At 37.5% G+C, this 19265-nt stretch carries 29 protein-coding genes, 1 other RNA gene and 1 other annotated feature; all 30 genes read left to right on the top strand.

Features of this window, described 5'->3' with window-relative positions; genetic code table 11:
• Positions 1 to 308: 308 nt before the first annotated feature.
• A complete protein-coding gene (locus tag EJK17_RS02970) occupies positions 309 to 518 on the top strand; it encodes a helix-turn-helix transcriptional regulator (protein ID WP_103661725.1) in 210 nt (69 codons plus the stop codon).
• A gap of 26 nt (positions 519 to 544) precedes the next feature.
• On the top strand, positions 545 to 694 hold the full coding sequence (gene rpmG / locus EJK17_RS02965; protein ID WP_082598958.1) for a 50S ribosomal protein L33: 150 nt from the start codon (positions 545 to 547) through the stop codon (positions 692 to 694).
• A gap of 6 nt (positions 695 to 700) precedes the next feature.
• Positions 701 to 871: a preprotein translocase subunit SecE gene (secE, locus tag EJK17_RS02960; protein WP_103661726.1), complete on the top strand. Its 171-nt coding sequence runs from the start codon at positions 701 to 703 to the stop codon at positions 869 to 871.
• 105 nt (positions 872 to 976) lie between these two features.
• Positions 977 to 1531 carry a transcription termination/antitermination protein NusG gene (nusG, locus tag EJK17_RS02955; RefSeq protein ID WP_103661727.1) on the top strand — a complete coding sequence of 185 codons (555 nt, stop codon included), beginning with the start codon at positions 977 to 979 and terminating at the stop codon, positions 1529 to 1531.
• Between the two features lie 127 nt (positions 1532 to 1658).
• Entirely contained in the window at positions 1659 to 2084 is a 426-nt protein-coding gene (rplK, locus tag EJK17_RS02950; protein ID WP_003549095.1) for a 50S ribosomal protein L11, read from the top strand.
• An 84-nt stretch (positions 2085 to 2168) separates the two neighbouring features.
• Positions 2169 to 2861 (top strand): 50S ribosomal protein L1, encoded by a 693-nt coding sequence (rplA, locus tag EJK17_RS02945; protein ID WP_103661728.1) that lies wholly within the window; start codon positions 2169 to 2171, stop codon positions 2859 to 2861.
• Positions 2862 to 2961: 100 nt separating this feature from the next.
• Positions 2962 to 3828, top strand: a complete 867-nt coding sequence (locus EJK17_RS02940) for a phosphate ABC transporter substrate-binding protein (protein ID WP_103661729.1) — start codon at positions 2962 to 2964, stop codon at positions 3826 to 3828.
• 4 nt (positions 3829 to 3832) lie between these two features.
• Positions 3833 to 4831: a phosphate ABC transporter permease subunit PstC gene (gene pstC, locus EJK17_RS02935; protein ID WP_103661730.1), complete on the top strand. Its 999-nt coding sequence runs from the start codon at positions 3833 to 3835 to the stop codon at positions 4829 to 4831.
• Positions 4832 to 5722, top strand: coding sequence for a phosphate ABC transporter permease PstA (pstA, locus tag EJK17_RS02930; RefSeq protein WP_103661731.1), 891 nt, complete (start codon positions 4832 to 4834; stop codon positions 5720 to 5722).
• A gap of 9 nt (positions 5723 to 5731) precedes the next feature.
• Positions 5732 to 6529 (top strand): phosphate ABC transporter ATP-binding protein PstB, encoded by a 798-nt coding sequence (pstB, locus tag EJK17_RS02925; RefSeq protein ID WP_103661732.1) that lies wholly within the window; start codon positions 5732 to 5734, stop codon positions 6527 to 6529.
• Between the two features lie 10 nt (positions 6530 to 6539).
• Positions 6540 to 7295 carry a phosphate ABC transporter ATP-binding protein PstB gene (gene pstB / locus EJK17_RS02920; protein ID WP_103661733.1) on the top strand — a complete coding sequence of 252 codons (756 nt, stop codon included), beginning with the start codon at positions 6540 to 6542 and terminating at the stop codon, positions 7293 to 7295.
• An 18-nt stretch (positions 7296 to 7313) separates the two neighbouring features.
• Complete coding sequence (gene phoU / locus EJK17_RS02915; RefSeq protein WP_103661734.1) at positions 7314 to 7991, top strand: phosphate signaling complex protein PhoU; 678 nt, start codon at positions 7314 to 7316, stop codon at positions 7989 to 7991.
• Between the two features lie 87 nt (positions 7992 to 8078).
• Positions 8079 to 8202: a sequence feature (ribosomal protein L10 leader region), on the top strand.
• A gap of 35 nt (positions 8203 to 8237) precedes the next feature.
• The gene (gene rplJ, locus EJK17_RS02910) at positions 8238 to 8750 is read left to right on the top strand and encodes a 50S ribosomal protein L10 (RefSeq protein WP_103661735.1); all 513 of its coding nucleotides are present in this window, start codon (positions 8238 to 8240) and stop codon (positions 8748 to 8750) included.
• A 45-nt stretch (positions 8751 to 8795) separates the two neighbouring features.
• Positions 8796 to 9158 carry a 50S ribosomal protein L7/L12 gene (rplL, locus tag EJK17_RS02905; protein WP_127796172.1) on the top strand — a complete coding sequence of 121 codons (363 nt, stop codon included), beginning with the start codon at positions 8796 to 8798 and terminating at the stop codon, positions 9156 to 9158.
• 77 nt (positions 9159 to 9235) lie between these two features.
• Complete coding sequence (locus tag EJK17_RS02900) at positions 9236 to 10090, top strand: ion transporter (protein WP_103661737.1); 855 nt, start codon at positions 9236 to 9238, stop codon at positions 10088 to 10090.
• Positions 10083 to 10703, top strand: a complete 621-nt coding sequence (locus tag EJK17_RS02895) for a class I SAM-dependent methyltransferase (protein WP_103661738.1) — start codon at positions 10083 to 10085, stop codon at positions 10701 to 10703. The genes EJK17_RS02900 and EJK17_RS02895 overlap by 8 nt, the downstream gene beginning before the upstream one ends.
• A gap of 116 nt (positions 10704 to 10819) precedes the next feature.
• Positions 10820 to 11002, top strand: coding sequence for a hypothetical protein (locus tag EJK17_RS02890; RefSeq protein WP_103661739.1), 183 nt, complete (start codon positions 10820 to 10822; stop codon positions 11000 to 11002).
• 97 nt (positions 11003 to 11099) lie between these two features.
• The gene (tadA, locus tag EJK17_RS02885) at positions 11100 to 11609 is read left to right on the top strand and encodes a tRNA adenosine(34) deaminase TadA (protein WP_103661740.1); all 510 of its coding nucleotides are present in this window, start codon (positions 11100 to 11102) and stop codon (positions 11607 to 11609) included.
• 12 nt (positions 11610 to 11621) lie between these two features.
• An RNA gene (gene ffs, locus EJK17_RS02880) (signal recognition particle sRNA small type) lies at positions 11622 to 11715 on the top strand.
• 57 nt (positions 11716 to 11772) lie between these two features.
• Positions 11773 to 13608: a DNA polymerase III subunit gamma/tau gene (dnaX, locus tag EJK17_RS02875; protein WP_103661741.1), complete on the top strand. Its 1836-nt coding sequence runs from the start codon at positions 11773 to 11775 to the stop codon at positions 13606 to 13608.
• A 15-nt stretch (positions 13609 to 13623) separates the two neighbouring features.
• Positions 13624 to 13953, top strand: coding sequence for a YbaB/EbfC family nucleoid-associated protein (locus EJK17_RS02870; protein ID WP_103661742.1), 330 nt, complete (start codon positions 13624 to 13626; stop codon positions 13951 to 13953).
• Positions 13954 to 14553 (top strand): recombination mediator RecR, encoded by a 600-nt coding sequence (gene recR, locus EJK17_RS02865; protein WP_103661743.1) that lies wholly within the window; start codon positions 13954 to 13956, stop codon positions 14551 to 14553.
• Positions 14553 to 14792: a YaaL family protein gene (locus EJK17_RS02860; RefSeq protein ID WP_103661744.1), complete on the top strand. Its 240-nt coding sequence runs from the start codon at positions 14553 to 14555 to the stop codon at positions 14790 to 14792. The genes recR and EJK17_RS02860 overlap by 1 nt, the downstream gene beginning before the upstream one ends.
• Positions 14793 to 14895: 103 nt before the next feature.
• Entirely contained in the window at positions 14896 to 15534 is a 639-nt protein-coding gene (tmk, locus tag EJK17_RS02855; protein ID WP_103661745.1) for a dTMP kinase, read from the top strand.
• Positions 15535 to 15545: 11 nt separating this feature from the next.
• The gene (locus EJK17_RS02850; RefSeq protein WP_103661746.1) at positions 15546 to 15866 is read left to right on the top strand and encodes a cyclic-di-AMP receptor; all 321 of its coding nucleotides are present in this window, start codon (positions 15546 to 15548) and stop codon (positions 15864 to 15866) included.
• Positions 15866 to 16723 (top strand): DNA polymerase III subunit delta, encoded by an 858-nt coding sequence (locus EJK17_RS02845; protein ID WP_103661747.1) that lies wholly within the window; start codon positions 15866 to 15868, stop codon positions 16721 to 16723. Before EJK17_RS02850 ends, EJK17_RS02845 begins: the two co-directional genes overlap by 1 nt.
• A gap of 9 nt (positions 16724 to 16732) precedes the next feature.
• A complete protein-coding gene (gene yabA / locus EJK17_RS02840) occupies positions 16733 to 17068 on the top strand; it encodes a DNA replication initiation control protein YabA (RefSeq protein ID WP_103661748.1) in 336 nt (111 codons plus the stop codon).
• Positions 17069 to 17080: 12 nt separating this feature from the next.
• Positions 17081 to 17935 carry a 16S rRNA (cytidine(1402)-2'-O)-methyltransferase gene (gene rsmI / locus EJK17_RS02835; RefSeq protein ID WP_103661749.1) on the top strand — a complete coding sequence of 285 codons (855 nt, stop codon included), beginning with the start codon at positions 17081 to 17083 and terminating at the stop codon, positions 17933 to 17935.
• 6 nt (positions 17936 to 17941) lie between these two features.
• Positions 17942 to 18679 (top strand): acyl-[acyl-carrier-protein] thioesterase, encoded by a 738-nt coding sequence (locus EJK17_RS02830; protein ID WP_103661750.1) that lies wholly within the window; start codon positions 17942 to 17944, stop codon positions 18677 to 18679.
• 40 nt (positions 18680 to 18719) lie between these two features.
• Positions 18720 to 19238: a folate family ECF transporter S component gene (locus tag EJK17_RS02825; RefSeq protein WP_103661751.1), complete on the top strand. Its 519-nt coding sequence runs from the start codon at positions 18720 to 18722 to the stop codon at positions 19236 to 19238.
• The last annotated feature ends 27 nt before the right edge of the window (positions 19239 to 19265 follow it).

The following is a 19265-nucleotide window of genomic DNA, read 5'->3' as shown; positions in this document are numbered from 1 at the left end:
ACCAGCTTCTAATGTGTTTTTGTTCTTAACATCAGACTACTGGTCTTTTTGTTTTGGAGTCAAGTCCTAAAATGGATTTGACTCTTTTTAATTTGTAACTAAGCGTCACCGCAAACTATTTTACACTTAGCTATTAATCATGTAGGTCAAATGGTGCGTGACTATTTCAAGAATGGCAAAGAATTACCTACGCCTGATGTTTACTTGACGAAAAATGGCTATGAGATCAAGTCTGAGAAGGATCTTAATATTGTAGCAGCTTATATGATCTGTGGAATTCCTATGCCAGGCAATCTGAAGGTGAAAAAATGAGTCAAGAAATACTAAACGGAAAAGAGCTACGCCAAGCATTAGGCATTAGTACTACAACTTTTTACAAATTTAAAAAAGCTGGTATGCCTTATCATCAATTGCCAGCTAGCAGAGCTTATTTCATTTTAGATGAGGTTGAAAATTGGCTCGGCAAAGCAGGTTATCATATTGCTACAATAATTGCTTTAAATGCAAAATACTGGTAAAATAGCAGAAGTTTGGAAGTGAGATTATGGCAGTAAAGAAAGCCGCCTTAGCCTGCAGCGTTTGTGGGTCACGCAACTACTCAATCACCGCAAGTAAGAATCGCACTCAGCGTTTGGAATTAAATAAATTTTGTAAACATTGCGGTAAAAAAACATTACATAAGGAAACGAGGTAAAAATAGATGATTAAGTTCTTAAAGAGCGTTGGTCACGAAATGAAATTAGTTACTTGGCCAACTTATAAGCAAAATCGTCATGATACCGGGGTCGTTATTATTTCTTCAATCTTGTTTGCTGCTTATTTAGGTGCACTTGATTGGGCCTTCAGCATCTTGACTCAACACATTATGTAATGTGGTTTTTATAGTAAATTATCCAGCTGCGTGTTATAATAGTAGCAACGAAAGAAAACCTCTGTCAGAGGTTTTTTTGTTTGCCAAAAAATTAAGGAGAAAAATATGGTAGAAACTGCTAAAAAGCAATGGTACGTTTTACATACTTATTCTGGCTATGAAGATAAGGTTAAGTCAGACTTGCTTTCTCGTGCACAAAGTATGGGGATGCAAGACTACATTTTCCGAGTAATGGTGCCAGAAGAAAGTAAAGTTGAAAACGTCCGTGGTAAAAAAGAAGAAGTTGAAGAAAAGATCTTCCCAGGTTACGTTTTAGTTGAAATGGTGATGACTGATGAAAGTTGGTTTATTGTTAGAAATACACCTAACGTAACTGGTTTTGTTGGTTCACACGGTGGTGGTTCTAAGCCTTCACCACTTCTTCCTGAAGAAGTAGATCGTTTGCTTAAACAACAAGGTGCTCCTGCTAAGAAGCCGACTATTAACTTTGAATTGGGTGAACAAGTAACTATTACTGAAGGTGCCTTTAACGGCATGGTAGGTAAGATTACTGATATTCAACCTGATAAATATAAAGTTTATGTTTCAGTTGATATGTTTGGTCGAGCAACTACTGCTGAACTTGATTATGATCAAGTAAAGAAGCTTGACGCTGAATAAAAGTCAATAAAATATTGTAATTGCGGTTAAACGATGGTATCATACCATAGTACGTTTATTATTGTGGGAGGGGAATTAGGTAAATTCTCCATTTTAACCGCATCACGGAATCAAGGAGGTTTTGACCGTGGCAAAGAAAGTTATTAACGTAGTTAAGTTACAAATCCCAGCTGGTGCTGCAACACCTGCACCTCCAGTTGGTCCTGCTTTGGGTCAAGCTGGTATTAACATTGTAGGTTTCACTAAGGACTTCAATGCTAGAACTGCTGATCAAAAAGGCATGATTATCCCAGTTGTTATTACTGTATATGAAGATCGTTCATTCGAATTCATTACTAAGACTCCACCAGCTCCAGTTTTGCTTAAGCAAGCTGCTAAGATTGACAAGGCTTCTGGTGAACCTAACACCAAGAAAGTTGGTAAGGTAACCAAGGATCAAGTCAAGGAAATCGCTGAAACTAAGATGAAAGACCTTAACGCTGCTGATATCGAAGCTGCTATGCGCATGGTTGAAGGTACCGCTAGAAGTATGGGTATCGAAGTCGAAGACTAATCCTGTTATTTAGAGTTAAGTAACATATTAGGTGGGAGAGCTAGAAGAAAGCTCATTTGACCACATATACAAGGAGGAAATCACATGCCAAAGCATGGTAAGAAATATTTAGAAGCTGCTAAGAAAGTAGATTCAAACAAGTTTTACACTGTAGAAGAAGCTATGAAGCTTGTTAAAGAAACTTCATACGCTAACTTTGACGCTTCAGTTGAAGTTGCTTACAACTTAAGTGTTGATCCTAAGCAAGCTGACCAACAAATCCGTGGTTCACTTGTTTTACCTAACGGTACTGGTAAGACCCAAAAGGTTATCGTATTTGCTGAAGGTCCTCAAGCTGAACAAGCTAAGGCAGCAGGTGCTGATGAAGTTGGTTCTGACGAATTAGTAGAAAAGGTTCAAAACGGTTACTTGGACTTTGACGTTGTAGTTGCAACCCCTATGATGATGGCTAAGGTTGGTCGTTTAGGCCGTATTCTTGGGCCTAAGGGCTTAATGCCAAACCCTAAGACTGGTACTGTAACCATGGACATCGAAAAGGCTGTTAAGAATGTTAAGGCTGGTCAAGTAGAATACCGTGTAGACCGTCAAGCTGCTATTCACGCTGCTATCGGTAAGGTATCATTTACTGAAGAACAATTAACCGAAAACTTTGATGCTTTACGTGACGTTATCTTACGTGCACGTCCTGCATCAGCTAAGGGTCAATACATCAAGAGTGTTGCTGTATCAGCAACCTTTGGCCCAGGGATCAAGCTTGATCCATTAAACTTGAAATAATTATTTAAATTAGCTTAAGGAAGCACCTCGCAATGTTGCGGGGTGCTTTTTTTGTATGTTATCATTAATTGATTTTATAGCACGAAAGAGGAGTATTTTCATGCACAAACATTTTTGGCAAAAGATAACTATTATTTTATTTCTAGCACTAATCTTTTTAACTGGATGTAAAAATAATAGTTCTAAAATTACCATTGTGGGTTCAAGTGCGATGCAGCTTTTGGCAGAACAAGCAGGCAACGATTATCGCTTAACTCATCCTAGTAGTAACATTGTCGTTCAAGGTGGCGGATCTGGAACTGGTTTAAGCCAAGTACAAGCGGGAGCTGTTGAAATTGGAACCTCAGATGTTTTTGCAGAAACACAGCCAGGAATTAATGCTCAAAAACTACGCGACTACCGTGTAGCCGTTGTTGGTATTGTTCCGATTGTTAATAAGAGCACTGGCGTAAAAAACTTATCCATGACCCAATTACGGCAGATTTTCACTGGTAAGATTACTAACTGGAAACAAGTTGGTGGTAAAAATGAAACAATTACCGTAATTAATCGTTCTAAGGGAAGTGGAACAAGAAGTAGTTTTGAAAGTATTGTGTTACCTGGTGTAAAACCAATTCGCTCACAAGAACAGGATTCTAACGGTACGGTCAAAAAGATTGTTAATACCACGCCAGGAACCATTAGTTATATTTCTTTACCTTACGCCCATGATAAGAATATTCAGAAGCTGAGTATTGATCATGTTAAAGCCACTAATTCAAATATTACTACCAATAAGTGGCCACTTTGGTGTTATGAGCATATGTATACCAAAGGTAAGCCTAATAAGAGAACTGCAGCCTTTATTAAGTATATGTTGGGTAAAAAAGTACAGGAAGATTTGATTCCAAAAATTGGCTACTTAAGCATTAAAGAAATGAAGGTTGTGCGTGATAGTCAAAATAAAGTGGTAAAAGTAGGTAATTAAAGCTATGGCAAAAAATACTGAAGATTTAAAACAAGTTGTTGATCAAGCAATTGCTCAGCAAGAAGTACCTCATGTTAAATTAAATAAAATGGGGCCAAATAGTGTCGATATTAATCGTTTAACTAAGCCATCAAAAGAAACACGGCAAGAATATTGGGGTAAAGGCTTAACTTATTTTGCCATTATCTTAATTATTATTTTAGTAGTTTCGATTATCGGCTTTGTCGGCGTTCATGGTTTAGCAACCTTTTTTGGTAATCATGTTAACGTATTCCATTTCTTAACTTCGACTGATTGGGATCCCGGTGATGGGAAGAATCATGTTGGTGCAGCTGCAATGATTGTTACTTCTTTCTCAGTAACTTTATTGGCGGCCTTAGTTGCAACACCCTTTGCAATTGCTGTGGCACTTTTTATGACTGAATATACCTCTCAAAAAGGGGCTAAATTCTTACAATCAGTGATGGAATTGTTAGTTGGTATTCCATCAGTAGTTTATGGGTTCTTAGGTTTAACCATTATCGTGCCGGTTGTGAGAAAGCTCTTTGGCGGAACGGGTTTTGGGATTTTATCTGCTACACTAGTTTTATTTGTGATGGTTTTACCAACCATTACCTCTTTAACTGTTGATGCGTTAAAAGCTGTCCCAAAGCATTTTAGACAAGCTTCGGCTGCACTAGGGGCAACTCATTGGCAAACTATCCATAAGGTAGTATTAAGAGTAGCTACTCCTAGAATTTTAACGGCAATTATCTTCGGAATGGCCCGGGCTTTTGGTGAAGCTTTAGCTGTGCAAATGGTAATTGGTAACGCTGTTTTGATGCCAGCTAACTTAGTAAGTCCATCAGCTACTCTTACTAGCCAATTAACCAGTCAAATGGGTAATACCGTCATGGGAACTTTACCTAACAATGCCTTATGGTCATTAGCATTATTACTGTTGATTATGGCTTTAGTATTTAACTTCCTTGTACGTTTAGTAGGAAAGAAGGGACAGAAGTAAATGAATAAAGCAAAACGTAGCGATAAAATTGCAACTTGGGTCATTTATTTACTAGTTGCGCTTGTCGTCTTAATTTTAGCTGGTATCTTAGGCAATATTTTAATTACTGGTGTGCCACATTTATCATGGCATTTTCTAACTTCTGAAGCTTCTTCTTATCAAGCTGGTGGTGGGGTTAGAGATCAATTATTTAATTCGATTTATTTGTTAATTTTGACCACCATTATCTCTTTACCAATTGCATTAGGAGCAGCAATTTACTTAGCTGAATATGCCAAAGATAATTGGTTGACAAATTTGATCAGAACAACGATTGAAATCTTAAGTTCTTTGCCTTCAATCGTAGTAGGGTTGTTTGGTTACTTGCTCTTTGTAGTGCAATTTGGCTTTGGCTTTTCGATTATTTCAGGGGCTTTAGCTTTAACGTTCTTTAATTTACCAATTTTGACTAGTAATATTGAGCAAGCGATCAATGGGGTCCCACAAGCACAACGTGAGGCTGGTCTTGCCCTTGGATTATCTAACTGGAAGACCATTCGCGGGATTGTTTTACCTGCAGCCTTACCTGGCATTTTAACAGGCTTGATTTTAAGTGCCGGTAGAATCTTTGGGGAAGCTGCTGCCCTTATTTATACCGCTGGTCAAAGTGGATCAACGGTTGATTATTCAAATTGGAATCCGTTTAGTCCAACGAGTTTCTTAAATGTGATGCGTCCAGCTGAAACTTTAGCTGTTCACATTTGGAAAGTAAATACTGAAGGAATTATCTCTGATGCGACAATCGTTTCAGCAGCAACCTCAGCTTTGTTAGTAATTGTGGTAATTATTTTCAATTTAGCTGCCAGATATTTAGGTAATAAGTTATATCAAAAGTTAACAGCAGCAAAATAAAGGTGAAAGATGGAAACAACAACTAAAGCAAGCTATCTTGCAACTTTTAAACCAGATGAAGTAGCTTTAGCCACAGAAGACTTAAGTGTTTTATATGGTGGAAAAGTTCAAAAGTTATTTGATGCAAGTTTGCAATTTAAAAAGAATACAATTACAGCTTTAATTGGAGCATCAGGATCAGGGAAATCCACCTTCTTGCGGTCTTTAAATCGGATGAATGATCGGGTAGCCAAGATTAATGGCAAAATTATGTTTCATGATTTAGACGTTAATCAGCCCAATATTAACGTTTATGAATTAAGAAAAAATATTGGTATGGTTTTCCAGCGCCCCAATCCTTTTCCTAAGTCAATTAGAGAAAATATTACTTATGCGCTTAAGGCTAATGGTCAAACTGATAAACAACAATTAGAGCAAATAGTTGAAGAAAGTTTACGCGCTGCAGCTCTTTGGGATGAAGTAAAGGATAAACTTGATAAAAGTGCTTTGGCCTTATCTGGTGGTCAGCAACAACGTTTATGTATTGCCCGTGCTCTTGCAGTTAAGCCAGAAATTCTTTTGTTAGATGAACCAGCCAGTGCCCTAGACCCAGTATCAACTTCTAAGCTTGAGGATACTTTGAAGCAGTTGCGGTTAGAGTACACAATGATTATGGTGACTCATAATATGCAACAAGCTTCAAGAATTAGTGATTATACTGCCTTTTTCCATTTAGGACATGTAATTGAATACAATACTACAGCAGATATCTTTACCAATCCTAAAGGACAACTTACAGAAGAGTACATTCAAGGTAGTTTCGGATAAAGGAAAAAGAATGAAGGAAATTATTACAGCTGAAAATGTTAAATTAAGCTATGGCAATTATGAAGCCCTGCATGGCATTAATTTAAGCTTTCATGAAAAAGAATTAACCGCCTTAATTGGACCATCTGGGTGCGGAAAGTCAACCTTCTTACGTTGTCTCAACCGGATGAATGATGATATTGAAAATATCAAAATTACCGGAAAGATTATGTTTGAAGGGCAAGATATTTATAGTCCTAAGATGGATTTAGTTTCGCTGAGAAAAGAAGTGGGCATGGTTTTCCAACAACCAACCCCATTTCCGTTTTCGGTTTATAACAATGTCGCTTATGGTTTAAGAATCGCTGGTATTAAGGATAAGGAATTAATTGACCAGCGAGTTGAAGAAAGTTTGAAAGAAGCGGCAATTTGGGAAGAAACTAAAGACAATTTAAATCGCAATGCTCAATCCTTTTCTGGTGGTCAGCAGCAAAGAATTTGTATTGCTCGGGCCTTGGCTGTGCGTCCAAAAGTGGTTCTCTTAGATGAACCAACTAGTGCGCTTGATCCAATTTCAAGTTCAGAAATTGAAGAGACTTTAATGGAATTAAAGAAGCAATTTACTTTCATAATGGTAACTCACAATTTGCAACAAGCTGGACGGGTTGCGGATCAGACAGCCTTTTTGATGAATGGAAATTTGATTGAAGCCGGTCCAACTGAAAAAATGTTTATCGCACCTGAAAAGCAAATCACTAGTGATTACCTTAATGGTCGCTTTGGTTAATTAAGATGAGGTAAAAAGATGCACGAAATATTTTTAGATGAATTAAAGAAATTAAATACCCAATTCATGGAAATGGGTGTCTTTGTTAATGATGAAATTGATCATGCCACTAGAGCTTTTGTCGATCATGATAAAGCACGTGCTCAAGCAATGGTTGACGATGAGGAAAAAATTCCCCACGAATCACTTGATATTCAACAAAAAGCTTTGAAATTAATGGCGCTCCAACAGCCAGTAGCTACTGATTTTAGAGTAGTCATTAGTATTCTAAAGGCGACAACTGATTTAGAAAGAATTGGGGAAAACGCTATTAGTATTGCCTTGGAAACTATCAGAGTAAAGGGTAATCCTAGAATTCCAGAAGTTGAAGAAATTATTTCAAATATGACCCATAATGTTCGTCATATGTTGATTCAAGTCTTAACTGCTTATGTTCAAGACGATGAAAAAATGGCCAAAGACGTAGCTGCTAAGGATAGTGAAATTGATGAAGCATATGTAAAAGCCCGTCATTTGATCATTGGTGGGATTGAAAAAGATCCTAGTGCAGCAGTTGCTTCTTCAAGTTACTTTGTAGTTACGCGCTTGCTTGAGCGAATTGGAGACCATATTGTTAACTTAGCAATGTGGGTAGTTTACAAAACAACCGGTGAATTAAACGAATTAGCTAACCCAACTGAAGAAAAGACAATCTAATGTTATTTATCTAAGCAAGGTTTTTCCTTGCTTATTTTTTTGCAAAATTAAATTTTTGCTTGCAAAAGTTTAATTGGCTTGCTACAATAATTAATGTAAATTCTACCTAAGACTCGGGTGGCATGACGCCTCAAAATCCCGCCGAGGCCAGAAGATAATGAAGATTTTTATGCTCCATGTCTTTATGGCATGGAGTTTTTTTAGGCCTTATAGAATTTATTAGAGTAATTATGGAGGTGAAATCGATTGAGTAAAGCTGCTATTGCTGAAAAGGAAAAGCTCGTTGACGCTTTTGCTGAAGAACTTAAGGCTGCCAAAGCTATCTTAGTTATTAACTACTTAGGTTTGACTGTTGAAGAAGTTACTAACATGCGTAAGAAACTTCGTGATAACGACGTTAAGATGAAAGTTATCAAGAACACTTACTTAAGACGTGCTGCTGCTAAGGCTGGCATCGAAGGTCTTGATGATACTTTCGTAGGTCCAACTGCTGTTGTTTATACTGACAACGCTGACGACATTACTGAACCAGCTCGTATTGTTTCTAAGTACGAAGATGATTTTGATGTTATCGAAATCAAGGGTGGTATGCTCGAAGGCAAGTTGACTACCAAGGACGAAATCAAGGAACTCGCTGCTATTCCAGGCCGCGAAGGTTTGCTTTCAATGCTTGTTTCTGTATTGCAAGCTCCTGTACGCCAATTTGCATACGCTGTTAAAGCTGTTGCTGATTCTAAGGATGAAGGCTCAGCTGAATAATTACTGTAATTAATATCTAATTCTAATTTTTCGGAGGATATATAAATGGCTTTAGATACTGATAAGATTATTGAAGAATTAAAAGGTGCTTCAATTCTTGAATTAAACGACCTTGTAAAGGCTATTGAAGATGAATTTGACGTTTCTGCTGCTGCACCAGTTGCTGCTGCAGGTGCTGCTGGCGGCGATGCTGCTAAGTCAACTTTCGATGTTGAATTGACTGAAGCAGGTCAAGAAAAGGTTAAGGTTATTAAGGCAGTTCGTGACATTACTGGTCTTGGCCTTAAGGACTCAAAGGACCTTGTTGATGGTGCTCCTAAGAACGTTAAGGAAGGCGTTTCAGAAGACGAAGCTAACGACATCAAGTCTAAGCTTGAAGAAGTTGGTGCTACTGTAACCCTTAAATAGTTACAGCCCAACTGGGCAATTAAAAAATAAGCTCTTTGCTCTGCGCAAGGAGCTTATTTTTTGTTATTATTTATTTTATGATGAGTAAATATTATAAAAAACTAACCCGTCATCAATGGGTGATGGCGATTTTATCAGTTGTTTCCATTATTTTAATTATCCTCGATTTTGCTGCAGTCATTAGTATTGATGTGCCAACAAGTAAGTGGTTTTGGATTAACTCAGCGATAGTGATCTATTTCGCTATCGATTATTTCAAACGACTACATCAAGCTAGTGATCGAAAGGCCTTTGTTAAAAATAATATCTATGACTTATTATCGATTATTCCAATTGGCTTTTTATTCGTTGGCTTGAATATGTTTAACATGGTCAGCTTAGTTTCTGATTTGCGCTTATTGCGGTTGATCAGGTTGGCCGGCTTAATGGGAAAGCTAAAAGAGATTTTCCATACTAATGGTTTAATGTATGTTGTCTTTTTTACGATTACCTTTTTGCTGGTCGGTGCTGAAGCTTTTGCAATTACTGAACATGTTTCTTTAGATACGGCTTTTTGGTGGGTGTTATCTACTGCCTCAACGGTGGGCTACGACGCGATTTTTGGAAAAACGATTCCACCTCATAGTATTGTGGCTAAGTTTGTGACATTAGTCATGATGCTACTCGGAATTGGAATTGTGGGAATGTTAACTTCGTCAATTACTTCTTATTTAGTGCGCCGGACTAATGGTGCCAATACTTCACAAAATCATGATAATATTGAACTGATTTTGAAAAAGTTAGACAAATTAGAACAGCAGAATCAAACTTTGGCTGAACAAAATAAGCAGTTAGCAGCAGAAATTCAGGAAATCAAAGATAAAAGTAATGAACATGAATTTTCTAAGTTAAAGGACTGGCTCGAACAGAGAAAGGACAAGATTGATGACTAACGAAAAAAATCAAATGTATTTTGCAGCTAACCCAACTGCTAAACACGATGAACATCTTGTGGATTATCATGTGGATAAGATCGATTTAAAATTCACTACTGATGCAGGAGTCTTCTCAAAAATGCGGGTTGATTATGGCTCAGGTGTTTTAATTAAAGCCATGAAAGAGCAAACTTTTCCAGCTGGCAAAATTCTTGATGCGGGTACTGGTTACGGCCCAATTGGCTTGTTTGCAGCTAAGTTTTGGCCAGAGCGGACAGTTGAAATGATCGATGTTAATGAACGTGGACTAGAATTGGCTAAACGGAATGCGGCTTTAAATCAAATTAGTAATGTCAAAATTTATCCATCAGATGTTTATGCACAAGTGGATAAAAACACCAAATTCGGTTTAATCTTAACTAATCCACCGATTCGAGCAGGTAAAAAAGTGGTTTCGGCAATTATTGGAGAAGCAATTGACCATTTAACTGCTGGCGGCATTTTGTTAGTAGTCATTCAGAAAAAACAGGGTGAACCCAGTGCACGTAAGTTGATGACAGAAGTCTACGGCAACTGTGAAATTTTAGTAAGAGATAAAGGCTACTATATCTTAAAGGCAATTAAGGACTAAAATAAAAAGGACTAAAAAGCTGATTAGATTAGGGTTAGACTTTATAAAAGCGCTTTCTTTTATTAGATTATCTATTTATAATAAGAATATAGTATTTTTACGAGAGGATAATTGTTATGAAAAAAGCGTGTAAATATATTATTGCAGTTCTAATTGTGATCGTCGGTGTATTTATGTTAGGTCTGATTTCTGGAGATAATGAAACTGCTGCTCCTGCCGGGATTGCCGCTTTGTATTTAATTTTGTCAGGAATCTTTTTCTACCATAACTTTAGAAATCGGAAGATTAATAACTTGTAATGTAGCCTATTTTTAAAGGAACCGGTTAATACTATCCGGTTCTTTTTTTGTTAGAATGAATTAAAGACAAAATTTAGTTTAACTGTGAGGGTAAATAATGCTTTCTAGCGACGATAAAAAGAAGTACATGCAATTAGCCATTGAACAGGCAAAAACAGCTGAAAAGCAAGGAGAAGTTCCGATTGGAGCTGTAATTGTTGATCCAGATGGACAGGTGATTGGTAAGGGCTATAATCGCCGCGAATTAGATGAAGATGCGACTCAACATGCCGAAATGATTGCAATTAAGGAAGCTTGTAAGCATCTAGGAATGTGGCGTTTAATTGACTGTAGTTTGTTTGTAACTTTAGAACCATGTCCAATGTGTGCTGGTGCAATTATTAACGCTCGTATTAAAGATGTTTACTTTGGTGCACTTGATCCGAAAGCTGGCGCTGCTGGCAGCGTCATTGATTTATTTGCGGTGGAAAAGTTTAATCATCATCCTAGAGTAATTCGCGGCTTGTTTAAAGAGCAATCGAGTCAAATGCTGAAAGACTTTTTTAGGGCAATTCGCCAGAAACAAAAATTAACTAAATTACAGCAAGATGGTAGCCAAAAAGATTAAAATACGTTATCATATCTAGTGGGCAATGTTTGACCTCTGAATTGTGTCAGGACCGGAAGGTAGCAGCACTAAGGTTGCTCAAGCATGTGCCTTTTACGAGACAATTAACAAACTCTTAACTCTTTTAAAGAGTTAGGAGTTTTTTTACTAGGGAAGAGAATACATGGCTTATCAAGCGCTATATCGAAAATGGCGGCCGCGAACCTTTGATAGTGTCGTCGGACAAGAAGCAATTACTGATACTCTTAAAAATGCAATTAAACGTGGTACTATTTCACACGCTTTTTTATTTGCGGGACCGCGTGGTACAGGGAAGACGTCTTGTGCCAAGATTTTTGCGAAAGCTTTGAATTGTACAAATTTGCAAGATGGCGAACCATGCAATGAGTGTGAAAACTGCCTAGAAGCTGACCAAGGATCAATGCCGGATATTATGGAAATCGATGCTGCCTCAAATAATGGGGTCGATGAAATTCGTGATATTCGTGACAAGGTCAAATATGCTCCAACTCAAGGAAAGTATAAAGTTTACATTATCGACGAAGTTCATATGCTCTCACTTGGAGCTTTTAACGCTTTATTAAAGACACTCGAAGAACCACCCGAGCATGTAGTCTTTATTTTAGCTACGACAGAATTACAAAAAGTTCCAGCAACAATTATTTCACGAACGCAGCGGTATAACTTTAAGCGGATTTCTAAGGCAGCCTTGGAAAAGCGCATGAAGTATATTCTTGATCAAGAAAAAATCGCTTATGAAGATCAAGCAATTAGCGTAATTGCCCAAGTAGCTGACGGAGGGATGCGGGATGCCTTAAGTATTTTGGATCAACTCTTAAGTTATGAAAAAGGTAGTGTTAATTACGAAGATGCCTTGCAAATTACTGGTTTTGCGGCAAGAGAAAAAATTGAACAAATCTTGTTGGCTCTTTTAAATGAAGATACTGGAGCAGCGCTAACCGTCACTAGAGAAGTGTTAGCTAATGGTGCTAGCTCAAAAAATATCTTAGATGAATTAATTGATTTAGCTACTAACGCTTTAATGGTTAATAAAGCAGGTGATACTGAAGATGATGATCATTTTTTAACGCCTGAATTTGCACAAAAAGTTAAAGAAATTCCAAGTGAACGTTACTTTAACCTGATCACTTTAGCCAATACCGCGTTAAATGATTTACGCTATACTAATCAACAGCAAATTCCGCTAGAAGTATTTTTGGTTAGAGCTAGTCAAAAGCCGGCCGTAACTGAGACCACTAAAGAGGCAGCCCCTGTCGCTCCTGCACCTTCTACTAGCAACGCAGGTAATGCTGATTTACAAGCGGAACTGGCGGCTTTGAAAAAACAGGTCGTTGATTTAACGCAACAGTTAAGTCAAATTGCAAATGGCAAAACGGCAACTAATGTCAACCAGGTTTTTCATATGGATACGCCGGCTGCAGTTAAAAAGCCAAGTAAAACGCCAGCAGAAGTTGCGGCAGCTAAGACAGCTCGTAAACCGCGTAGACGGGTTAAGGAAAATCCAAGTCAAAATCGCAAGCAGGTATACCATGTTTTGGAAAATGCGACGCGTCAAGATTTGGAAACTATCAAAAATGTTTGGCCTGATTTACAATCGGTCTTAGCTGTTTCTGAAAGGGCGTTACTTGATGTTTTAGAACCAGTTGCTGCTAGTCCTGACCAAGTAGTCATGAAGTGTAAATATGCTTTATGGTTTGAAAAAGCAAGTTCCGATAGTGACTTATTAACCAAATTAACAGATTATATTGAAAAATTTGCTAAACATAGTTATAGTATCGTTTTAGTACCAGATAGTGATTGGTTAGCAGTTCGGAGTGAATTTGTTAAGAGTCACAAAGAGGAATTGCTAGCTAAAAAGAAGCAAAAAATTGAGGCAATTCAAGAAGAAAAAGCAGAAACTGAAGAAGCTAAGGACGATTCTGAAGTAATTAATAAGGCTAAAGACTTATTTGGTGATACAGTAAATATAAAAGATTAAAAGGAGATTTTAAAAATGAGTAGAAGACCTAATTTCGGTGGTATGGGCGGCATGAATATGCAACAAATGATGAAACAAGCAAAGAAGTTGCAACAACAAATGGCAGAAGAGCAAGAAAATATTACTGCTCAAGAATTCACTGGTAAATCTGCTGATGATTTGGTTGTTGCTACCTTTACGGGAGATCGCAAGTTGAAAGACTTAAAGATCAACCCTGAAGCCATTGATCCTGATGATCCTGATATGTTACAAGATTTAATTATTGATGCAGTTAACAAGGGGATTGCGGAAATTGATGAAGCAACTCAAGCTAGCTTAGGTAAGTACACGAAGGGTTTGATGTAATTGCAATATCCATTACCAATTGCGCATTTAATTGATTCTTATATGAAATTGCCAGGAATTGGGGAAAAGACGGCTACGCGTCTAGCTTTTTATACCTTAGATATGCCTGAGCAAGATGTGCAAGATTTTGCTAAATCATTAAAAGAAGTAAAGGAAAACCTTCACCAATGTTCAATTTGTGGCAATATTACTGAAAAAGATCCTTGTGAGATTTGTAGTAATCCTGCCCGTGATCAAACAACCATCATGGTTGTGGAACAGCCTAAAGATGTAATGGCTTTTGAGGAAATGGGCGAATATGATGGTTTGTATCATGTTTTGCATGGTGTTCTTTCGCCAATGGATGGAGTTGGCCCCGAAGAGATAAATATCAAGTCATTGATTACTCGTTTACAAAAGCAGGATCAAGTTAAAGAAGTAATTTTAGCTTTAAATTCTACGCCTGAAGGTGAGTCAACAGCGATGTATATCAGTAAATTGATTAAGCCAGCCGGCTTAAAGGTAACTAGATTGGCTGCAGGACTAGCTGTTGGTAGTGACATTGAATATGCCAACTCGATTACTTTAAAGCGCGCAGTGCAAGGAAGAACGTCTTTATAATGGCTATGAGAAAAAAAAATAAAATTAAAGAAGAGGGCGATCAAAGATTGATTGCTCTGATTGAAAAACTACAAAATCAATTGGCACTCCAAAAGGATCTTGATCAGACGACCTTAGATATGTCAGATGATAATATTATTGTGAGCAAGATTTTGCGCGCCAAGTATAGTTTTTTATACAATGAAGCACGCTATCGACACACAAGATTTAGTGGTATCACTAATGCCATTACTCAATAGAAAAGTCCCCTTGAAAGGGGCTTTTTTATTTTTGCCCGCAATTAATGCTCAAAGACTGTTAAAGTTAATGAAACTTCTGTAGAATAGACACATGGAGGATTTTATGAGAGGCTTTTTTATTAGTTTTGAAGGACCTGATGGTGCTGGAAAAAGTACAGTTTTGGAGCAAGTTTTAACCCAAATTGGTTCAAAATTGAAGACACAATATCTTGTGACGCGTGAGCCAGGTGGCTCAAAAATTGCTGAAAAAATTCGAAAATTAATTTTAGATCCTGCTAATCAAGAAATGAGTGCCCGGACAGAAGCTTTACTATATGCAGCAGCGCGGAGTCAACATGTTGAGGAAATCATTAAACCAGCTTTAGCAGCTGGAAAGTTAGTAATTTCTGATCGTTTTGTCGATAGTTCTTTGGCATATCAAGGAAAAGGACGCGATTTGGGCATTAGTGCAGTTAAAGAAATTAATGATTTTGCGACTGGTGGAATTGAACCGGATTTGACCTTATTCTTTGATTTAGATCCTAGAGTTGGTCTTAGCCGGATTGCTAAATTGCGACCAGGACATGAAGACCGCTTAGAGCAAGAAAAGCTATCTTTTCACCAGAAGGTATATCAAGGTTATCAAGAAATAGCCCAGAAATATCCTGAACGAATTGTCAGAATTGATGCTGGTCAACCATTAGAACAGGTAGTTGAAGCTAGTATTCAAGCAATTGAAACGCGCTTACCAGAGCTATTTTAAGAGGTGATTTGATGAAATTAATTATTGCAATTGTGCAAAAAGATGATTCTAACAAATTGCAACGTGCCTTTGTTAAAAATAATATTCGAGCTACTAAGTTAGCGACTACTGGCGGTTTTTTAAGTGAAGGTAATAGTACTTTTTTAATTGGGACGCCAGATGAGCAAGTAGATAGTGTTCTAGAAGTAATTAAAAGTAAGTCTGAAGCGCGAGAAGAATATGTACAGCCTAATTTAATTTCAACTGGCTTAGAAATGGATTACCCAGTGAAAGTTACGGTTGGTGGTGCTACTTGTTTTGTCGTGCCAGTTGATCAATTTAAGCAATTCTAATGATTGATATAAATAATATCGCTGCTAAGCAAGCAGCTTTTTTAAAACAAGCTTATGAAAATAAACAATTAGCGCATAGTTATCTGTTTGTCGATCGTGATGAAGTTCGGGCTTTAAATACGGCTTATTGGCTGGCCTGCTTATTTAATTGTACTGGTGAAGAAAAGCCTGATGGAAAGTGTCAAAATTGCCAGCAGATTCTATCAGGTAACCATCCTGATGTCTTACTTGTTCAGCCTGAAGGTAAGCAGAGTTTAGGGATTGATCAAATTCGGCCATTAAAAGAAGAATTGGCCAAGAGTCCTGTCGAAAGTAGTCGACGCTTCTTCTTTATTAATGAAGCACAAAAATTAACCTTGCCCGCAGCTAATGCCTTATTAAATCTGCTAGAAGAACCAGTAGCACCGGTTGTTTCAATTTTGATTACTAATAATGCGGATCAAATTTTGCCAACTGTGCGCTCTAGAACGCAAATTATCAATTTTAATGAAAATGAAGCAGTGGCAGGTCAGGATTTGCTTTTGGCTAACGGCTTTTCTCAAGACGAAATTGACGAATTAGGTGACACCAAAAAGTTTGATCAAGATATTAAGTATTTTTATCAGGAATTATTAGAAAAGAACAATTTATCTTTTGTAAGTGCACATCAGTTAGCTGATTTTGCAAAAACGCTTCCGCAGCAGGAGTATCTTTTGATAAAACTAAAAATGCTGGCACAAAAGGATTTAAGCCAAGAAAGTACCCGCTTAGCAGGAACGTATATGCTAAAATGTTTGATAGATGTTGATAAGATGCGGTTTAGTAATGTGAATTTTCGTAATTTGCTAGATTATCTCGCTTTACAGTGGAAACGGTAGGTGTTAAGGATGGATCCTTATTCCAAGTTGCAACAACTCCACAACTCGATGGAAAATATGACCAAAACGATCGAAAGTCTAGAAAATGATATTCTTGAGACTTTGAAAGAGAACACGGAATTAAAAGTTGAAAACCAACTTTTGCGAGAAAAGTTGGATAAGATGACTGCTAAACGTGATGAACCAGTAGCTAAGATTCATAGTGGTTTAGAGTCATTAAAGCAAATCTACAATTCTGGTTATCATATTTGTAATATCTACTATGGTTCACATCGTGATCCTAGTTCAGATTGTATGTTTTGCTTAGATATTTTGAATAATTTTGGTGAAAAGAAGAAGCGGTAAAGGACGGATAGAATGCAGCGGCAAAGTAGTTACAGTCAAGATACAGGTAAGCTATATTTAGTGCCAACGCCAATTGGTAACTTAGAAGATATTACTATTCGGGCAAAAAAAGTTTTGACGAATGCTGATTATATTGCAGCTGAAGACACTCGAACTAGTGGAATTTTATTAGAAAAAATTGGTGTGCATAACCGAATGATTTCCTTTCATAAATATAATTCTAAGGAACGGGCACCAGAATTGATTAAGTTAATGCAAGATGGGGCCGTGATTGCAGAGATTAGTGATGCAGGGATGCCAGTAATTTCCGATCCGGGCTATATTTTGGTCCAAGAATGCATCAAACATGACATTCCCGTTGTCCCTTTACCTGGACCGTCTGCTTTTGCGACAGCTTTGATCGCATCAGGCTTTGACGCACAGCCATTTACGTATTATGGCTTTTTGCCAAGAAAGGCTAGTGAGCAAAAGCCATTTTTTGAACAAATGAATCAAGCACGAGCAACTTCGATTTTTTATGAAGCACCACATCGTTTAGTTAAAACATTAAAAACAATGGCGCAAATTTTACCAGCAGAACGGCAAATTGTTGCTGCGCGAGAATTAACGAAAATTCACGAAGAATTTATTCGGGGCAGTGTAGCTGAATTGAATGATTATTTCGCTCAAAATGCCCCACGTGGTGAGTTTGTAATTTTGGTTTCACCGAATACAGAAGCGCCTAAACAACTATCTTGGCCAGAATTGATTACTTTAGTTGACCAACTAGTTGCAGCAGGCAATAGTAAAAAGGATGCCATCAAGCAAGTGGCTAAAGAACACCACGTATCCAAGAATGAACTTTATGATCAATATCATCAGGAATAAGAAGCAATGAAATATACGGAAAAATATCAAATCGGCTTTAATGAATGTGACGAAAATCAACATCTAAAATTACCATCAATGGTAGATTTGTTGATGAAGGTTTCTGAAGATCAGTTAGACGCAGGCCGTGCCGGGACTGAGGCATTAATGGAACGTGGTCTGGGCTGGGTAGTAACGCAATATCATTTTGAAATTAAGAACTTACCACGCCCAATGGATAAGGTGATTTTGAGTACTGAAGCGAGTGGTTATAATCGCTTTTTTGAATATCGTGATTTTGGAATTAGTGACCAGCAAGGTAATGAGTTAGTAAAAGTTACCAGCCAGTGGGTAATGTTTGATTTAAAAGCGCGAAAATTGATCCCATGTGATGAAGAATTAATGAAGCAATTTAAGGTGCCATTATTGCCAAAAATGCCGCATTTTTCTAGATTACGCGCCTTGAAGCAATATGATCAGAGCCGCAAGTATCGGGTACGATATGATGATTTAGATACCAACCATCATCTGACTAACAGTCACTATTTCAATTGGTTTATCGACATGATGGATCGTGATTTTTTACGAAAGCACTTGGTTAGTCAAATTGATATCAAATTTGATCAGGAAGTTCGTTATGGTGAACAACCACTATCGCTGATGAGCTTAAAAGAAGACAAAAATGATTTAATGTCGTATCATGCAATCGAGGATGATACTGGCAAAGTTCGGACCGTTTGTGAATTAAAGTGGCGGTCAATTTAATGAAAAAATGTCATGCTTTTTTAGTGAAGGGGAGATGCGCATGAATTTAAAGAAAGCAGTTAACCTTGAATTACGTGAGTTAGTTCTTTTGGGAGTAATTGTTGCGATTAAAATTGTGTTATCGCAATTTTCTTTTGGCCCAGCCTTTGTTAAAGTAGGGTTAGGCTTCATTGGTAGTGTCATGTTAGGATACCTTTTTGGACCATTATGTGGCGCAATTGGTGGGGGAATTAGTGACTTGGTTTCTTCGGCAATTTTTGGTAATCAAGGCGGCTTTTTTATTGGCTTTACATTGACAGCAATGGCTGCACCCTTTATTTATGGTTTATTCTTTTACCAAAAGCCACTTAAAGTCTGGCGGGTAATCGTAGCCACCTTGTTAGTGACAATCATTGTCAATATTGGGATGAATACCTTGTGGATTCATTTCTTATACGGCGTTAACCTGCAAGCAGTATTTTTGCAGCGGCTGCCAAAAGAAATAATTGTGCCGTGGATTCAAATGCTAATTACCTGCATTGTTTTACAGGCGCTATCTCGTGTTAAAATAAAAAGGTAACTATCAAATTTGATAAAGGGAAATTAT

The organism is Lactobacillus xujianguonis (assembly GCF_004009905.1).
GTDB classification, from domain to species: Bacteria; Bacillota; Bacilli; order Lactobacillales; family Lactobacillaceae; genus Lactobacillus; species Lactobacillus xujianguonis.
This window is presented reverse-complemented; position numbering and strand designations above follow the sequence as displayed.

Coding starts and splice junctions, on each gene's coding strand:
- rpmG (WP_082598958.1), top strand. CDS start 545: ATGGCAGTAAAGAAAGCCGCCTTAGCCTGCAGCGTTTGTGGGTCACGC.
- nusG (WP_103661727.1), top strand. CDS start 977: ATGGTAGAAACTGCTAAAAAGCAATGGTACGTTTTACATACTTATTCT.
- EJK17_RS02825 (WP_103661751.1), top strand. CDS start 18,720: ATGAATTTAAAGAAAGCAGTTAACCTTGAATTACGTGAGTTAGTTCTT.
- EJK17_RS02830 (WP_103661750.1), top strand. CDS start 17,942: ATGAAATATACGGAAAAATATCAAATCGGCTTTAATGAATGTGACGAA.
- EJK17_RS02895 (WP_103661738.1), top strand. CDS start 10,083: ATGACTAACGAAAAAAATCAAATGTATTTTGCAGCTAACCCAACTGCT.
- pstC (WP_103661730.1), top strand. CDS start 3,833: ATGGCAAAAAATACTGAAGATTTAAAACAAGTTGTTGATCAAGCAATT.
- tmk (WP_103661745.1), top strand. CDS start 14,896: ATGAGAGGCTTTTTTATTAGTTTTGAAGGACCTGATGGTGCTGGAAAA.
- pstB (WP_103661732.1), top strand. CDS start 5,732: ATGGAAACAACAACTAAAGCAAGCTATCTTGCAACTTTTAAACCAGAT.
- EJK17_RS02900 (WP_103661737.1), top strand. CDS start 9,236: ATGATGAGTAAATATTATAAAAAACTAACCCGTCATCAATGGGTGATG.
- rsmI (WP_103661749.1), top strand. CDS start 17,081: ATGCAGCGGCAAAGTAGTTACAGTCAAGATACAGGTAAGCTATATTTA.
- EJK17_RS02850 (WP_103661746.1), top strand. CDS start 15,546: ATGAAATTAATTATTGCAATTGTGCAAAAAGATGATTCTAACAAATTG.
- yabA (WP_103661748.1), top strand. CDS start 16,733: ATGGATCCTTATTCCAAGTTGCAACAACTCCACAACTCGATGGAAAAT.
- dnaX (WP_103661741.1), top strand. CDS start 11,773: ATGGCTTATCAAGCGCTATATCGAAAATGGCGGCCGCGAACCTTTGAT.
- pstA (WP_103661731.1), top strand. CDS start 4,832: ATGAATAAAGCAAAACGTAGCGATAAAATTGCAACTTGGGTCATTTAT.
- phoU (WP_103661734.1), top strand. CDS start 7,314: ATGCACGAAATATTTTTAGATGAATTAAAGAAATTAAATACCCAATTC.
- EJK17_RS02845 (WP_103661747.1), top strand. CDS start 15,866: ATGATTGATATAAATAATATCGCTGCTAAGCAAGCAGCTTTTTTAAAA.
- pstB (WP_103661733.1), top strand. CDS start 6,540: ATGAAGGAAATTATTACAGCTGAAAATGTTAAATTAAGCTATGGCAAT.
- rplL (WP_127796172.1), top strand. CDS start 8,796: ATGGCTTTAGATACTGATAAGATTATTGAAGAATTAAAAGGTGCTTCA.
- EJK17_RS02940 (WP_103661729.1), top strand. CDS start 2,962: ATGCACAAACATTTTTGGCAAAAGATAACTATTATTTTATTTCTAGCA.
- rplA (WP_103661728.1), top strand. CDS start 2,169: ATGCCAAAGCATGGTAAGAAATATTTAGAAGCTGCTAAGAAAGTAGAT.
- EJK17_RS02860 (WP_103661744.1), top strand. CDS start 14,553: ATGGCTATGAGAAAAAAAAATAAAATTAAAGAAGAGGGCGATCAAAGA.
- EJK17_RS02870 (WP_103661742.1), top strand. CDS start 13,624: ATGAGTAGAAGACCTAATTTCGGTGGTATGGGCGGCATGAATATGCAA.
- EJK17_RS02970 (WP_103661725.1), top strand. CDS start 309: ATGAGTCAAGAAATACTAAACGGAAAAGAGCTACGCCAAGCATTAGGC.
- tadA (WP_103661740.1), top strand. CDS start 11,100: ATGCTTTCTAGCGACGATAAAAAGAAGTACATGCAATTAGCCATTGAA.
- EJK17_RS02890 (WP_103661739.1), top strand. CDS start 10,820: ATGAAAAAAGCGTGTAAATATATTATTGCAGTTCTAATTGTGATCGTC.
- secE (WP_103661726.1), top strand. CDS start 701: ATGATTAAGTTCTTAAAGAGCGTTGGTCACGAAATGAAATTAGTTACT.